At 69.6% G+C, this 14,946-nt stretch carries 15 protein-coding genes; 9 read left to right on the top strand and 6 right to left on the bottom strand.

The annotated features are described in order from the left end of the window. The 4 genes from HDA39_RS15605 to HDA39_RS15590 form a co-directional block, all read right to left on the bottom strand. The gene (locus HDA39_RS15605) at window positions 1-1,809 is read right to left on the bottom strand and encodes a LamG-like jellyroll fold domain-containing protein (RefSeq protein ID WP_184795935.1); all 1,809 of its coding nucleotides are present in this window, start codon (window positions 1,807-1,809) and stop codon (window positions 1-3) included. Between the two features lie 63 nt (window positions 1,810-1,872). After that, window positions 1,873-2,328, bottom strand: a complete 456-nt coding sequence (locus HDA39_RS15600; RefSeq protein ID WP_184795934.1) for an NUDIX domain-containing protein — start codon at window positions 2,326-2,328, stop codon at window positions 1,873-1,875. A gap of 112 nt (window positions 2,329-2,440) precedes the next feature. Next, window positions 2,441-2,683, bottom strand: coding sequence for an antitoxin (locus HDA39_RS15595; RefSeq protein ID WP_184795933.1), 243 nt, complete (start codon window positions 2,681-2,683; stop codon window positions 2,441-2,443). 88 nt (window positions 2,684-2,771) lie between these two features. Continuing rightward, window positions 2,772-2,972 (bottom strand): hypothetical protein, encoded by a 201-nt coding sequence (locus HDA39_RS15590; protein ID WP_184795932.1) that lies wholly within the window; start codon window positions 2,970-2,972, stop codon window positions 2,772-2,774. A gap of 144 nt (window positions 2,973-3,116) precedes the next feature. Here HDA39_RS15590 and miaA point away from each other — a divergent pair, with 144 nt between their 5' ends. The 4 genes from miaA to ggt all read left to right on the top strand — a co-directional run bounded on the left by miaA (window position 3,117) and on the right by ggt (window position 7,220). After that, entirely contained in the window at window positions 3,117-4,091 is a 975-nt protein-coding gene (miaA, locus tag HDA39_RS15585; protein ID WP_184795931.1) for a tRNA (adenosine(37)-N6)-dimethylallyltransferase MiaA, read from the top strand. Beyond that, complete coding sequence (locus HDA39_RS15580) at window positions 4,078-4,599, top strand: SigE family RNA polymerase sigma factor (protein ID WP_184795930.1); 522 nt, start codon at window positions 4,078-4,080, stop codon at window positions 4,597-4,599. The genes miaA and HDA39_RS15580 overlap by 14 nt, the downstream gene beginning before the upstream one ends. Before the next feature lies 1 nt (window position 4,600). Further along, window positions 4,601-5,299, top strand: coding sequence for a hypothetical protein (locus HDA39_RS15575; protein ID WP_184795929.1), 699 nt, complete (start codon window positions 4,601-4,603; stop codon window positions 5,297-5,299). A 79-nt stretch (window positions 5,300-5,378) separates the two neighbouring features. Beyond that, window positions 5,379-7,220: a gamma-glutamyltransferase gene (gene ggt, locus HDA39_RS15570; protein ID WP_184795928.1), complete on the top strand. Its 1,842-nt coding sequence runs from the start codon at window positions 5,379-5,381 to the stop codon at window positions 7,218-7,220. On the opposite strand, the gene HDA39_RS15565 is transcribed toward ggt, so the two are convergent. Beyond that, window positions 7,217-7,468: a hypothetical protein gene (locus HDA39_RS15565; RefSeq protein ID WP_184795927.1), complete on the bottom strand. Its 252-nt coding sequence runs from the start codon at window positions 7,466-7,468 to the stop codon at window positions 7,217-7,219. The two genes, ggt and HDA39_RS15565, sit on opposite strands and share 4 nt — an antisense overlap. A gap of 30 nt (window positions 7,469-7,498) precedes the next feature. Here HDA39_RS15565 and HDA39_RS15560 point away from each other — a divergent pair, with 30 nt between their 5' ends. From HDA39_RS15560 to hflX, 3 genes are all read left to right on the top strand, one after another. Next, on the top strand, window positions 7,499-8,056 hold the full coding sequence (locus HDA39_RS15560; RefSeq protein ID WP_184795926.1) for a dihydrofolate reductase family protein: 558 nt from the start codon (window positions 7,499-7,501) through the stop codon (window positions 8,054-8,056). A gap of 38 nt (window positions 8,057-8,094) precedes the next feature. Next, a complete protein-coding gene (gene dapF, locus HDA39_RS15555) occupies window positions 8,095-8,934 on the top strand; it encodes a diaminopimelate epimerase (protein ID WP_184795925.1) in 840 nt (279 codons plus the stop codon). 83 nt (window positions 8,935-9,017) lie between these two features. Continuing rightward, on the top strand, window positions 9,018-10,511 hold the full coding sequence (gene hflX / locus HDA39_RS15550; protein ID WP_184795924.1) for a GTPase HflX: 1,494 nt from the start codon (window positions 9,018-9,020) through the stop codon (window positions 10,509-10,511). A 57-nt stretch (window positions 10,512-10,568) separates the two neighbouring features. Here hflX and HDA39_RS15545 read toward each other — a convergent pair whose 3' ends face one another. Further along, window positions 10,569-12,944 (bottom strand): immune inhibitor A domain-containing protein, encoded by a 2,376-nt coding sequence (locus HDA39_RS15545; protein ID WP_184795923.1) that lies wholly within the window; start codon window positions 12,942-12,944, stop codon window positions 10,569-10,571. 248 nt (window positions 12,945-13,192) lie between these two features. Between HDA39_RS15545 and macS the strand changes: the two genes are divergently transcribed. Both macS and HDA39_RS15535 read left to right on the top strand, forming a co-directional pair. Continuing rightward, window positions 13,193-14,314 (top strand): MacS family sensor histidine kinase, encoded by a 1,122-nt coding sequence (macS, locus tag HDA39_RS15540; RefSeq protein ID WP_184795922.1) that lies wholly within the window; start codon window positions 13,193-13,195, stop codon window positions 14,312-14,314. Then, on the top strand, window positions 14,311-14,946 hold the full coding sequence (locus HDA39_RS15535) for a response regulator (protein WP_184795921.1): 636 nt from the start codon (window positions 14,311-14,313) through the stop codon (window positions 14,944-14,946). Before macS ends, HDA39_RS15535 begins: the two co-directional genes overlap by 4 nt.

Here is a 14,946-nt window from a genome sequence, read left to right as displayed (position 1 = left end):
TCAGGCGTTCAGGAAGCTCCGCACCGGCAGCGCCCGGTCGACGATCCGCAGCTCACCGATGTGCCCGGCGAACGCCTGCTCGATCGTGTTGTCGTAGTGGTTCGCCCCCAGCAACCACGGCAGGTTCGCGGTGGCCAGCCCGTTCGAGCGCGTCGACGGATTCCGCAGCAGCGGCGAGGAATCGACGTACAGCGTGGTGAAGCGCCCGTCGTTCACCACCGCGAGATGGAACCACTCACCGGCGGCCTGCTCGTGCCCCCAGTTGGTGAACGTGTCGTTGCGGTCGAGCGGGTAGACCGCCCACTGCACCTGCCGCCCACCGGAGAACCCGAGGTTGACCACCGGCTCCGACGGATCGCTGCCCGTCTTGCCGGCGTCAGCGCCCGTCCCCATCCGGCTGAGCAGCCCCATCCACGAGTGATCCGCGCCGTCGTCGAGCAGCTTCACGAAGGCCTCGATCGTGTACCCACCGCGGAAGGTCAGCCGGTTCAACGGCGCGTCCGCGGCCGTCGTCAGGTACCCACCCCGCGCCGGTTTCTTGCCTCCGGCAAACATCCAGCTCGCGTGCCCGGGCTGCTCGGGATGGAACTCGTCCGACGCTTTCAAGGCCGGCGAGCCCGGCAGGTACGTCGTCGTCAGGTGATTCCCACGCCCCGAGTGATCGACCACCCGAGAAGCCACCGGCCCGTCGAACCGCCAGTACGCGACCGTCCCCGGGACCACCAGCTTCGCCGCCGGCCGTGCGGGCCGCACCGGCACCGGCGCGAACCCGGCGAACCGTTCGGCGAAGTCGATCGGCACGCTGAAGCGGTTGGTGTCGTCGGTCAGCTCGATCTCGCCCTCGGCCAGCTCGCTGCGCCGGGCCGGGTCCTGGCCGAGGATCCACGGCGAGATGGTTTCGACGTCGATCACGTTGCGGGCCAGGTCGAAGTGGTACAGCCGGATCATGCCGCTGCCGCCGTAGTACCGGTCCTGGTAGTTGGTGATGTGCAGGTGGACGTCGTGGCCGGCCGCGTTCTGCTTGACCACTCGGCCGGACGGCCAGTAGTGGCCGTTGAGGGTCAGGAAGATCTGGTCGTTGCCGTCGACCAACTGGTCCCAGACGCGGTTGCCGTGATCGGACAGGTGCGCGACCGGGTCGCCCGCGTCGGCGTACACGAGGTCGTGAGTGGTCAGGATGACTGGTAGCCGCGGGTGCGCCGCGATGACCCGACGAGCCCACGCGAACCCGGCGTCGGACGGCCGCCAGTCCATCGCGAGCAGCAGCCACTGCCGGCCGCCGGCGCGGAAGACGTGGTACGAGTTATAGCCGTCCGGCGTCGAGCCGCCGTACGTGCTCATCCGGCGGAAGCGCTTCGGCCCGAAGACGTGCAGGTACGGCGAATCGCCGCGCTGGTCGTCCTTCGAGGCGTCGATGTCGTGGTTCCCGGCCAGCACGCTGTACGGCAGCCGCGCGCGGTCGAGCACCCCGAAGACCGGATCGGCCTGGGCGAACTCCGACGCCTGCGCGTTCTCGACCACGTCCCCGAGGTGGGCGGTGAAGGCGAGGTTCTCGCGGTGCTCGATCAGGTACTTGAAGCTCGCGGTCAGCGGAGCACCGTCACCCCGGTCGAGATCGAACAGGTACTGCGTGTCCGGTACGACGGCGAGCGTGAACCGCAGCTCCTCGGCATCGGGACCGGGCCGCCCGGACTGCCCGGAGACGGCCGGAGCAGCTGAGGCCACCCCCGGGATCATCGCCGCACCGGCGCCGAGGGCGCCCGCCTGCAGGAGCCGTCGGCGGCTGGTTCCGTCGTGCTGCTGGTCCATCGGTCCTCCAGAGGTTCACTGACAACGCAGGAACTGTAGAGGTGGCTCGGTGAACAGCAGGGGTCAGTCGGTGAAGCCCTGGGCGATCACCGGAGGGAGATTGCCCGTGCGCACGCCCTCCAGCACCCACGCCTCGTGCGGCACGACCGGGTCGGGCAGCTGGTCCAACGGGTACCAGGCGAGCCCGTCGGCCTTGTCGGCCTCCATCGACCGAGGCTCACCGGTCCATCGCGTGGTGGTGAAGAAGAAGTCGACCCGCTCGTCGATCCACTCGCCGTTGCCGCCGGTGCGGTGCATCGCGGTGAGCGGGACCAGGTCGGCCGGGTCGATCTCGACGCCGACCTCCTCGAGCACCTCACGCCGGGCCGCCGCCAGGACGGACTCGCCCTGCTCGACGTGCCCGGCCGGGACGGCCCAGTAGCCGTCCATGTAGCCGGTGTTGGCCCGCAGCAACATCAGCACCTCGTTGCCCCGTCGCAGGACGACGTACGCGGCCGGCACCACTTGAAATCTCTCCACGCCCGGAACCCTAGACCGCCCCGCCGACAGGTGTTTGCCCTCGGCACCCGGGCCCGGACAGACCGAAGGGCCGCAGGGTGATCCCTGCGGCCCTTCGCCGTACTGGTGGAGATCAGGCCGGCTTCGGCTTGTTCTCGATGTCGTCGTCCTGGCCGTCCAGACCGTCGAGACGGTCCTTGGCGACGTCGACGCCCTGGTCGATCTTGTCGCCGTACTTGCCACCGGTCTTCTGGTCGGCGAAGTCGCCGGCCTTGTCCAGGCCGTCGCCGACCTTGTCGCCGTGCTGGTCGACCAGATCGCCGGCCTTGTCCTTGAGGTCCTCGGCCTTGCCCTTGAACTTGTCGAAGATGCCCATCTTGGGGTTCCCGTTCTTGCGTAGTGAACTGCTTACAGACAGCTAGCGGGATCTTCCCACCTGTACGGCCCCAGATGTGGGAGGTCGTTCAGTTTCCCCCGCCGCTTTCGACATCGCCGCCACTTTCCACGTCACCGCCACTCTCGACGTCGCCGCCGCTTTCCACGTCACCCCCGGACTCGCCCTTCCCGCCGCTCGCCTTCAGTTCCACGTCGCCACCGCTTTGCTGCGGGCCCTTGTCGAGCGCGTCCTTGGCCGCCGCGGTCTCTTCCTCGAACTGGTTCGTCACTACGGGTTCCCTCCCGGGGTCGTGGTCCGGCTTCACCCTGTTCCTACCCCCACGGCGGGCTCTCCACAAGCCCCACCTCGTCACTCTTGTCCCAGAGTTCACGCCTTGCGTCACGCCGGGCGCTCGCACTGTCACACTGGACCGATGGCCGCACCACTCGTCGTCGCCGTCGTCGGTCCCACCGCGGCCGGCAAGTCCGACCTGTCCGTTGCTCTGTGCAAGCACCTCGGCGGCGAGGTGGTCAGCGCCGACGCGTACCAGGTCTACCGCGGCATGGACATCGGTACGGCGAAGATCACCGCGGCCGAGCGGGCCGGCGTACCGCACCACCTGCTGGACATCCTCGACGTCACGCGGACGGCGACCGTCGCGGAGTTCCAGCAGCTCGCGCGGGCCGCGATCGACGACTGTCTGCGCCGTCAGGTGGTGCCGGTCCTGGCCGGCGGATCGGCGCTGTACGTCCGCGCGATCCTCGACGAGTTCGAGTTCCCCGGCACCGATCCGGCGATCCGCGAGCGGCTCGAGCAGGAGCTCGCCGACCACGGTTCCGGCGTTCTGCACCAGCGTTTGGCCGAGATCGACCCGCCGGCCGCCGAGCAGATCCTGCCGAGCAACGGCCGCCGGATCGTCCGCGCGCTGGAGGTCATCGAGCTCACCGGAGCGCCGTACGCCGCGACGCTGCCCGGGCACACCTCCATCTACCCGGGCGCCGTGCAGCTCGGGCTCGACGTCCCGCGGCCGGTGCTCGACGAACGGATCGGCCGCCGGGTGGACCGGATGTTCGAGCAGGGCTTCGTCGACGAGGTCCGCGGCCTGCTCGACCACGGACTGCTCGACGGCCGTACGGCGAACCGCGCGCTCGGCTACCCCCAGGTGGTCGCGCTGCTGCGCGGTGAGATCTCCGAGACCGAGGCTCGCGAGCAGACCGCGCAGCAGACCCGGCGCTTCGCGCGGCGGCAGGATTCCTGGTTCCGCAAGGACCCGCGGATCACGTGGTTGCCCTACGACGCATCTGACCTGATCGGGCAGGCGATTCAGGTCCTAAGAGGCAACCAAACGACCGCCGCCGACGTAGACGGGGTGGAAGAGGGCCTGGGGGCTGTCGATGCGAGGGGGTGACCGTGAGGCCGAGTTCCGCGAGTACGTGCTCGCGGACCGTACCCGACTGCTGAGAACGGCGATGCTGCTCACCGCCGGGGACGTGCACACCGCCGAGGACCTGGTCCAGACCGCCTGCACTCGGGTCTACGTGCACTGGCACCGGATCCGGCACGAAGGGGCCGGGCCGTACGCGCACCGGATCCTGGTGAACGCGTTCCTGGACGAACGGCGCCGGGCCGGCCGTCACCCCGAGGTGATGACCGCGGACCCGCTCGAACCGCGCGAGCCCGACGTCACCGACCACGCCGACCTGATGGCGGTCCGGAGCGCCCTGCTGGACCTGGCACCACGGCAACGCGCGGTCCTCGTGCTGCGCTACTTCCAGGATCTCGACGTGGCCACCTGCGCGCGGATCCTGGAGTGCACCGAAGGCACCGTGAAGAGCCAGACCGCGAAAGCACTGAAGAGACTGAAGGACCTGATGGCCGACGACCAGGCCTCGGGCCCTGCGACCGGGAGTAGTTGACGTGGACGACGTGAAGAGGCTGCTGGAGCAGTTCGCCGACCGAGCGGTCGACGGCCTGCCACCGGCGGACGTGGACGCGGACGTGACCCGCGGGCGCCGGGCGTTGCGCCGGATCAAGGCGCGCCGCCGGGTCACCGGTGTCCTGTGCGTGGCGGCGGCGACCACCGCCGTACTGGTGGTCGGTGACCAGAGCAAGTGGTGGGGTGGAGGTGGCGAGGCGGAGGTCGCCACCGACGCCGCGACCACGCAGACCCAGCCGCAGCCGGACGCGGCGACAGCCGGCTCGGCCACCCCGTCGGGAGCGGAGGAAGAGACGTTCTCGACGTACTCGGCGACCGTCGTCCAGCTCGTCAGCAACGCCAAGCCCTGGAACGCGATCGGCTGCACGCTCACCCCGCTGGGCTGGACGGCGGCCCCGCAGAGCGCGGCCAGGCGCGTCGTCCTGACTCCGCCGAGTGCGCGGACGGCCGACACGTCGGCGCAGCTGGAGTTGTTCACGGCCGCGGAGCCGCAGCCGCTGAGCGGGATCCGCGCGGTCGAGACCGGTGGCAAGGTCTTCCACGTCGGCAGCACCGGCGGTCGCGAGGTCGGTCAGGTCCAGCTCGGCGAGACCTGGCTGGTCGCCAAGCTGCCGATCGAGCACCAGGACTGGAACGACGACCTGGTCCGCCGCTTCCTGGCCTCCTGCACGGTGTCCTGACGCGCGGGGACTGGCGTAGACCCCTGCGTTCCGGTAGGCAGGTGGTTCCCAGTACGCCGAACCCCTGCGGAGGACCCCGGTGACACCGAAGAAGCTGGCCGCATCCCTGACCGTGGGTGCGCTCGTCCTGACCGGCCTGACCGCCGGCGGCGGGCCCGCCCAGGCGACGGCCGAGAGCCACGCGCCCAAGCCACCGGCGAAGAACGCCACCGCGATCGGCTTCGGCGGCGCCGTCGCCTCGGTCGACCCCGAGGCGACCAACGTCGGCATCGGCGTCCTGCGCCGGGGCGGCAACGCCGTCGACGCGGCCGTCGCGACCGCCGCCGCGCTCGGCGTCACCGAGCCGTACTCGGCCGGGATCGGTGGCGGCGGCTACTTCGTCTACTACAGCGCGAAGCACGGCAAGGTGTACACGATCGACGGCCGCGAGACCGCACCCGCGGCGATGCCCGCCGACGCGTTCATCAACCCGGCGACCGGTACGCCGTACACCTTCTTCCCCGACCTGGTCACGTCCGGTGTCTCGGTCGGCGTCCCGGGCACGCTCGCGACCTGGGACTCCGCGCTGAAGTCGTGGGGCTCGCTGCCGCTGAAGAAGGCGATCAAGCCGGCCGCCGAGCTGGCCGACCGCGGCTTCGTGGTGGACGAGACGTTCCGCAGCCAGACCCTGGACAACAAGGCCCGCTTCTCGGCGATCGTGCCGACCGCGAAGCTGTTCCTGCCCGGAGGCGACGCTCCGAAGGTCGGGTCGTTGTTCAAGAACAAGGAGCTCGCCCGGACGTACGACCTGATCGGCCAGCAGGGCCCGTCCGCGTTCTACCGCGGGCCGCTCGCGGGGGAGATGGCGAAGGTCGTGAAGACCCCGCCGAAGACGCCCGGTACGACGCTGCCGGTGATGCCCGGTCACCTGACCACGGCCGATCTGGCCAAGTACAAGGTGCTCAAGCAGGACCCGACCAAGATCAAGTACGACGGCCTGGACGTCTACGGCATGGCGCCGTCCTCGTCCGGTGGGACGACGGTCGGCGAGGCGCTCAACATCCTGACGCCGAAGAAGCTCTCGAAGCTGAGCACACCGGATGCCCTGCACAACTACCTCGAGGCGTCCGCGCTGTCGTTCGCCGACCGCGGCGCGTACGTCGGGGACCCGAAGTTCGTCGACGTCCCGACCAAGCAACTGCTGTCGAAGGGCTTCGGCGCCGAGCGCTCCTGCCAGATCGACCCGAAGAAGGCCGCGGCCAAGCCGGTCAAGCCGGGCGCGCCCGACGGCTCGTACGACGCCTGCGCGCCGGGCGTGAACAAGACCGAGCACCCGGACACCGAGGGCCTGTCGACGACGCACCTGGTCGCGTCCGACCGGTGGGGCAACGTCGTGTCGTACACGCTGACGATCGAGCAGACCGGCGGCTCCGGCATCACCGTCCCGGGGCGCGGCTTCCTGCTGAACAACGAGCTGACCGACTTCAGCGCCGTCCCGGACCCGGCCGACCCGAACCGGATCGAGCCGAACAAGCGGCCGCGCTCGTCGATGTCGCCGACCATCGTGCTGAAGCACGGCAAGCCGTTCCTCGCGCTCGGCTCGCCGGGTGGTTCGACGATCATCACCACGGTCCTGCAGACGCTGACCAACCGGCTCGACCGGGGGATGACGCTGCCGGAGGCGGTGGCCGCGCCGCGCGCCTCGCAGCGCAACACCGCGAGCGTGACGGCCGAACCGGCGTTCATCGACGCGTACGAGGACCAGCTCACGCCGTACGGGCACAAGCTCGTGCTCGCCGGTGACGCGCTCACATCGGCGGCGGAGATCGGTGCGGTCGCCGCGCTGGAGTTCCTGCCCGGCGGTGGGTACCTGGCGGCGGCCGAGCCCAAGCGGCGCGGCGGTGGCTCGGCGGCCACCGTGCACCAGCTCTGGCCGCGCTAGCCCTTCTTCAACCGCTTGGGTGCCGTAGGCAACGGCGGTGGCGCTGGGGCCGGCTCGTCAGCAGCCGGCTCCAGCCAGCCGTCGAACTCGTCGACCACGGCGAGCTCGGCGCCCTCGGGCAGCGCGACGACCCACGGGTGGTCCTCGTCGTCGTCCTCCCCGTGGAACCGCCCGCGGCTCAGCTCGCCACCGAGGCGCTCGGCCACCGCCTCGGCGTCGTCCCGCTCCCAGAAGTACGCGATCTGCACGCACCCAATCTACTGATCCGGAGGGGACGCATGGCCAAGCTGATCTACTCGATGATCACGTCGCTCGACGGCTACGCCGAGGCGGCCGAGGGCGACCTCGGCCGCGGGGCCGGGGACGAGGAGGTGCACACCTTCATCGGCGACGTCTTCCGGCCCGTGAAGACGTTCCTGTACGGGCGGCGGATGTACGAGACGATGGTCTTCTGGGAGACCGCGCACGCCGAGCCCGACGTACCGCCGTACATCGTGCAGTACGCCCGGGACTGGCAGGCCGCGGACAAGATCGTGTACTCGACGACGCTGGAGTCGGTCTCCAGCGAGCGGACCAGGATCGAGCGGAGCTTCGATCCGGACGCCGTCCGCCGGCTCAAGGAGGAGTCCGAGCACGACCTCAGCGTCGACGGCCCGAACCTCGCGGCCCAGGCGATCGCGGCCGGGCTGGTGGACGAGTACCACCTGTTCGTCACCACGAGCGTGGTCGGCGGCGGCAAGCGGTTCTTCCCGGACGGCGTCCGCCTCGATCTCGACCTGGTCGACCAGCGGTCCTTCCCGAGCGGCCTGATCTACGCGCACTACCGGACCCGCTGAGCCGCGGGTTGTCGCCGGGCGGGCCTAACATGGGGCCCATGAGCACTTTTCCCTGGCTGAAGGGGCACGGTACGGAGAACGACTTCGTGCTGCTGCCCGATCCCGACGGCTCGGTGCACGGGGACCTCGCGCCCGAGCTGGTGCGGTTCCTGTGCGACCGGCACGCCGGGATCGGGGCCGACGGGGTGCTGCGGGTCATCGACGGGGCGAAGCAGCCGTACGTCGAGGACGGCGGCGAGTGGTTCATGGACTACCGCAACGCCGACGGCTCGACCGCGGAGATGTGCGGCAACGGGATCCGGGTCTTCGTCCGGTACCTGGTCGACGAGGGACTGACGACCGGTAAGCCCGTCCGGATCGGGACCCGCGCCGGTGTCAAGGAGGTCGTGGTCCACGACGACGGCACGATCACGGCCGACCTGGGCGAGCCTCGGGTCGGTCCGGCCGGCGTCGTCGTCGGCGCCAACGGCCACCAGTGGCCCGCCGTGGCCGTCGACATGGGCAACCCGCACGCGGTCGCGTTCGTCGACGACCTGCGCGAGCCCGGGCACCTGGTCGACCAGCCCGCGTGGTCCCCGGAAGAGGCTTTCCCGAGCGGCGTGAACGTCGAGTTCGTGGTCCGCAGAGGCCCGTACGACGTCCAGATGCGCGTGCACGAGCGCGGCGCGGGGGAGACCCGCTCCTGCGGCACGGGGACATGTGCGGTCACCGTCGCGTCGACGCTGGCGGCCCGGCAGGAGCGCCCGGTCACGTACCGGGTCGGCGTACTGGGTGGTGAGGTGGCGGTGACGTGGCGCGCCGACAACCACCTGGAGCTGCGCGGGCCGGCCGTCGTGCACGCCCGCGGGGAGTTCGACCGGGGCTGGCTTCCCGCCTGAGCGGGAATTCACCGGGTGACCGGGTCGTTGACAGTAGTAATCGGGTCGCCCGTACGGGTGATGCGTGCCACGATGGAAGGTATATGACGACCCATTCGAACGCATACGAAGAGATCAACGACGTCGACCTCGACCTGACGCAGGACGACGCGCTCGACGACGAGGACACTTCGTCGGGTTACGGCAACGAGACCGAGGGACCGGGCGTCGAAGGCCTGGAGCTCGAGGAACGCCAGGCGCTGCGGCGCGTGGTGGGGATGTCGACCGAGCTGACCGACATCAGCGAGGTCGAGTACCGCAAGCTCCTGCTGGAGCGCGTGCTGCTGGTCGGGGTGTGGACCGAAGGCAGCGCCGAGGACGCCGAGAACTCGCTGGCCGAGCTGAAGCTGCTCGCCGAGACCGCGGGGTCCGAGGTCCTGGACGGCGTGATCCAGCGCCGCAAGAAGCCCGACGCCGCGACCTTCATCGGGTCCGGCAAGGTGGCCGACCTGCGCAACCTGGTCGCCGCCCTGGGCGCCGACACGGTGATCGCCGACGGCGAGCTGGCCCCCGCGCAGCTACGCAACCTGGAGGACAAGCTCAAGGTCAAGGTGGTCGACCGGACCGCGCTGATCCTGGACATCTTCGCCCAGCACGCGAAGAGCAAGGAAGGCAAGGCCCAGGTCGAGCTGGCCCAGCTGCAGTACATGAAGCAGCGCCTGCGTGGTTGGGGTGGCAACCTGTCCCGTCAGGCCGGTGGCCGCGTCGGTGCGGCCGGTGGCGGTATCGGTGGTCGTGGTCCCGGTGAGACCAAGATCGAGACCGACCGGCGCCGGATCAACACCAAGATCTCCAAGCTGCGCCGCGAGCTCAAGGAGATGAAGACCACCCGCTCGACGATGCGCCAGGAGCGCCGCCGGCACTCGGTGCCGTCGGTGGCGATCGCCGGCTACACCAACGCCGGCAAGTCCTCGCTGCTGAACGCGATCACCGGCGCGGGCGTCCTGGTCGAGAACGCGCTGTTCGCGACCCTGGACCCGACCACCCGGCGGACCACCACGTCCGACGGCCGGGTCTACACCTTCACCGACACCGTCGGGTTCGTCCGGCACCTGCCGCACGACATCGTCGAGGCGTTCCGCTCGACGCTGGAGGAGGTCGCCGACGCCGACCTGCTGCTGCACGTGGTCGACGGGTCCCATCCGGACCCGATGGCCCAGATCCACGCCGTCCGCGAGGTGCTCACCGAGATCGGGGCGGTCGACGTCCCCGAGATCATCGTGATCAACAAGGGCGACCTGGCCGACCAGCTGGCGCTGGCCCCGATCCTGCACCGTGAGACCGGTGCGGTCGTGGTCTCGGCCCGGACCGGCGAGGGCATCGACAAGCTGAAGGCGCTGGTCGAGGCGTCGCTGCCGCAGCCGCACATCACGGTCGACGCGCTGCTGCCCTACGACCGGGGCGACCTGGTCTCGCGGGTGCACTCCGAGGGTGCTGTCGACACCCTGGAGCACACCGGCGACGGGACCCGGCTGACGGCGCGGGTGCACCCGCAGCTCGCGGGCGAGCTGGCGCCGTACCAGGTGGCCGCGATCTAACCAGCACAAGCAAAAGGCCCCCGGAAGAATCCGGGGGCCTTTCGCGTTGTCAGCGCATCAGTTGCGCGCCGACACCTTGACCTTCATGGTCGTGCCCGTGCGCGACACCACGGTGATGTTCACCTTGTTGTTCGGCACCTTCACGCTGTTCTGCGGCTGCTCGGCGCTCCAGTACGACTTGCTGTCGTTGAACGTCTTGACGCCGTTCTGACCGCGGATGTAACTGGGGTTGCCGTTCACGTGCAGCGTGAACGAGTCCGCCTTCTCCAGCCCGAACGGAGCGTCGTACCCGGCGACCCGCGGACGCCAGATCTGGCCGTCCAGACGGTTGATCGGGTCCGGGTGCGAGTCGATCGGCAGGATCAGGCCCTCACCCGGGTGCTGGTTGACGTTGTTGTCGCCCTGCGAGCTGTCCCAGTACGAGATCAGCAGGCCGTCCTGGTACGGGAAGTGCTCGACCTTGTCGGGCAGGGCGGGACCGAAGCCGAAGTTGTACGGACCGGTCTTCAGGTTCGCGTCGTACGACGTGTAGTTGAGGTGCGACGCGAGGTAGTAGTTGTCGTACAGGGTGGTGATCGTCGAACCGACCGCGCTGAAGCCGTTCAGCGTCCAGCCCTCCGGCGACGCCTCGGCGCCCGAGTCGACGACGGTGGTCGCCCCGCTGGTCACCTTGACCTCGTCGGCGAAGAAGCCGTAGCCGCCGGTGTTGGCGTCGGTGCTGTAACGGAACTGCAGGCCGATCGTCTTGCCGGCGTAGGCCGACAGGTCGAAGGTGGCCGGAACCCAGCCGCCGCTCTCGCCGTCGATACCGTTGCCCTCGGCCGCCTTGGTGATGTTGCCGGCGATCGGCTTGTAGCCGGTGCCGTCGTTGACCTCGACGTAGGCGTAGTCGCACGCCGTGGTGTCGCAGTCCTCGATCTGCCAGTTCGCCTTGAAGGTGAGCGACGCCGCGCCCGCCGGCAGGGTGACCTGACGGCTCATGGTGCGGTTGAAGTCGCCACCCTTGCCGCTCCACCACGACTTGGTCCCCGCCGTCGGCGGCTGCAGCGGTGTGGTGACCGACTTCTTCGGCAGCGACACGACCAGGCCCTGGGCCTTGGCCGAGTTGTACTCGTGCGGGCCGAGGTCGACGGTCTTGTTCTGACCGGCCTTCACGATCTCGTAGTCCAGCCAGCCCAGCTGCAGCTTCTCCCAGGCGCCGAAGTCGGCCGCCTGCTCGCCGATGCCGCCGTCACTGGGCTTGCTGACCCGGCTCTGCGCCATGATCGACCACCAGTTGACGCCGTTCTCGATCGCCGGGCCGGAGGTGTCGTAGAGGTCCGGCAGACCGAGGTCGTGGCCGTACTCGTGGGCGAAGACGCTGATCCCGCCGTTCTCCGGCTGGATCGTGTAGTCGCCGACGTAGAAGCCGGTGTCACCCAGCTGCGCGCCGCCGGCCGGGTTGTTGGCCGGGCCGCCGGCCTGGCCGACGTACCAGCGGTGCGACCAGATCGCGTCCTCGGCCTGGTACGGATCGCCGTCGGCCTGGTCGCCGCCGGCGTGCACGACCTGGAAGTGGTCGATGTAGCCGTCGGGCTCGTTGAAGTTGCCGTCACCGTCGAAGTCGTAACGGTCCCACTGGTCGAACGTCTTCAGCTCGGCCTTGATCTGCGCCGTGGTGCGGCCGGCCGCCTTCTGGTCGGTGACCCACTGGTTCACCGAGTCCTGGACCAGTGCCCAGGTGTTGTTGCAGACGTTGCCGGTGCACGGGTAACCGTTGGACCGGCCGTAGCGGGCCTCGTTGTACTTGACCTTCACCCAGTCGGTGACGGTACCGGCGACCGAGTAGCGGCCCGAGGACTGCTTCTCGTAGTACTTCTTCACCGAGTTGCCGGAACCGAAGTACAGGTCCTGGAAGTGCTTGCGGTTGTAGTCCGGCTGCCAGACGGTCGAGTTGTCGACCGCGCGGTCCGGTTCCGGGATCTCGTTGCGCAGCGGTCCGTTGAAGCGCTGCGGCCCAGGGGTGTTGGGGTCGGTGTCCTGGTCCGGGTAGTTCGGGTGCCGCTCGTTGCCGAACTCGGCGAGCACGACGAAGATCCGGTCGGTCTTCTCCCGGCCCAGCTCGACGTACTGGTCGACCTTGGCCTTGGAGCCCTTGGCCCGCTGACCCTCGATACCCTTGGCGGCCGCGGTCTTCTGGCCCAGCTTGACGACGGTGCTGGCGCCGCGCTTCTCGGCCTTGGCCGAACCGTTGAGTACCTTGGTGAGCGCTTCCTGGCGCAGCTCGCGGCGCTTGTCCTCGAGCGGGCTGGGCAGTTCGTCGGACGTCGACTGCTCGTTGGCAGCGACGGGCGGGCCCTCCTGGGGCGATGCGGCGGTCCCGGACTGGGCGAAGCTCAGTCCGATCGTCGCCGCCAGGGCCAGGCTGAACAGCCCGGCAGATACTTTGCGCACGATACCCCTCCTGCGTGTGAAAGGTCCGCTACGCGACGTTTGTGACTTGACGCAGCGTGACCACGTGCTCCCCCGAGCGTGGAACTTCTGCGCGAGAGTACGGGGAAAAGTCGCGATGCTGAAGTGGTTCTGATCAAATTTCCGGATTCCTGCGGGGAATCCTGCGCGGGCGCAAGGGGTAATACCACTCAACGCACTGGAGTACGACGACGCAGCGTCGCGGCCTCGGTCGTTGGCAGACTGTGCGGATGGACTCCGACCGGGCCGACCTGCTGCTGCCGTTGTGGCGCGCCCTGGTCGTGTTCCGGGTGATCACCTTCGGGTTCGCCTGCTTCGGCGTCTGGGTGCGCTGGGACGGCATCGTCCGCCCGTACGGCGCGGTGCTGCAGCTGGCGATCATGGGCGTCTGGACGATCGTTGCCTCGATCGGCTACAGCCGGCACTGGGGCCGCCGCAACACCCGCTTCGCGTTCGTGGACCTGGTCGTGACGGTGGCCTGCATGTACGCGACGCTGCTCGCCCAGCCGCTGCTCGACATCCGCGCCGGCGCGTCCGTACTGACGTCGGTCTGGGTCGCCGGGCCGGTGATCGCACTGGCGATCTCCCGCGGCCGCGACGGGGGACTGGCCGGCGCGGTCACGGTGAGTCTCGCGCTGCTTTCGCTGCGTGGCCTGGAGAACGTGTCCAAGATCCTCGCCAACGTGCAGCTGCTGCTGGTCGCCGGCCTGGTCGTCGGGTACGCCGCCACCACGATGCGCCGCGCCACCGTGAGGTTGCGCGAGGCCATCGCCGCCGAGAGCGCGGCCGCGGAACGGTTGCGGCTCAGCCGGTCGATCCACGACGGCGTACTGCAGGTGCTCGCGCAGGTTCAGCGTCGCGGTACGGCGATCGGTGGCGAGGCGGTCGAGCTGGCGTCGCTGGCGGCCGAGCAGGAGGTCGCGTTGCGCTCGCTGATGGCGTCCCGGCCGGTGCGGGAGCGGCAGGGCCAGATCGACCTGTGCAGCGCGTTGTTGCCGCTGGCCACGACCCGGGTCGACGTCGTCGTACCGGCGGTGCCGGTCGTGCTGCCGGTCGGCGTGGTCAACGAACTCGTTGCCGCGGTCAAGGAAGCCCTGAGCAACGTGCTGAAGCACGCCGGGCCGGATGCCCGGTCGTGGGTCGTGGTCGAGGACCTCGGTGCCGACGTCCTGGTGTCGGTCCGCGACGATGGAGCCGGGACGACCCAGGACCGGCTCGACGCGGCGCGCTCCGACGGGCACCTGGGGGTCAGCCAGTCGATCCGGGGCCGGATCACGGACCTGGGCGGCAGCGTCACGGTCCGGACGGCACCTGGCGAAGGAACCGAGTGGGAGATGACGGTGACGAGATGACCCGAGTGATGATCGTTGACGACCACCCGATGTGGCGCGAGGGGGTCGCGCGCGACCTGGGCAGCCGCGGGTACGACGTGTGCGCGACGGCGTCCGACGTACCGTCGGCGGTGAAGATCGCGCTGGCGACCCGGCCCGACGTGGTGGTGATGGACCTGCAGCTCGGCGACGGTTCGGGGGTGGACGCGACCCGGGAGATCACCAGCGCGCTGCCGGACACCCGGGTTCTGGTGCTGTCGGCGAGCGCCGAGCAGACCGACGTCCTGGCCGCGGTGAAGAACGGCGCCTCGGGCTACCTGGTGAAGTCGGCGTCCCTGGACGAGTTCGACGACGCCGTACGGCGTACTGCCGAAGGCGACGCGGTCTTCACGGCCGGACTGGCCGGGTTGCTGCTGGGGGAGTACCGGCGGCTCGGGGCGGGGCCGGAGGTTCCGCACCTGACCGATCGGGAGACCGAGGTGCTGCGGCTGGTGGCCCGCGGGCTGACCGCCAAGCAGATCGCGCTGCGGCTGGTGCTCTCGCACCGGACCGTCGAGAACCACGTACAGAACACCCTGCGCAAGCTGCAGCTGCACAACCGGGCCGAGCTGGTCCGGTACGCGATCGAGCACGGCATCGACATCCAGGAGTGA

This window comes from Kribbella italica, from assembly GCF_014205135.1.
Taxonomy (GTDB): Bacteria; Actinomycetota; Actinomycetes; order Propionibacteriales; family Kribbellaceae; genus Kribbella; species Kribbella italica.
This window is presented reverse-complemented; position numbering and strand designations above follow the sequence as displayed.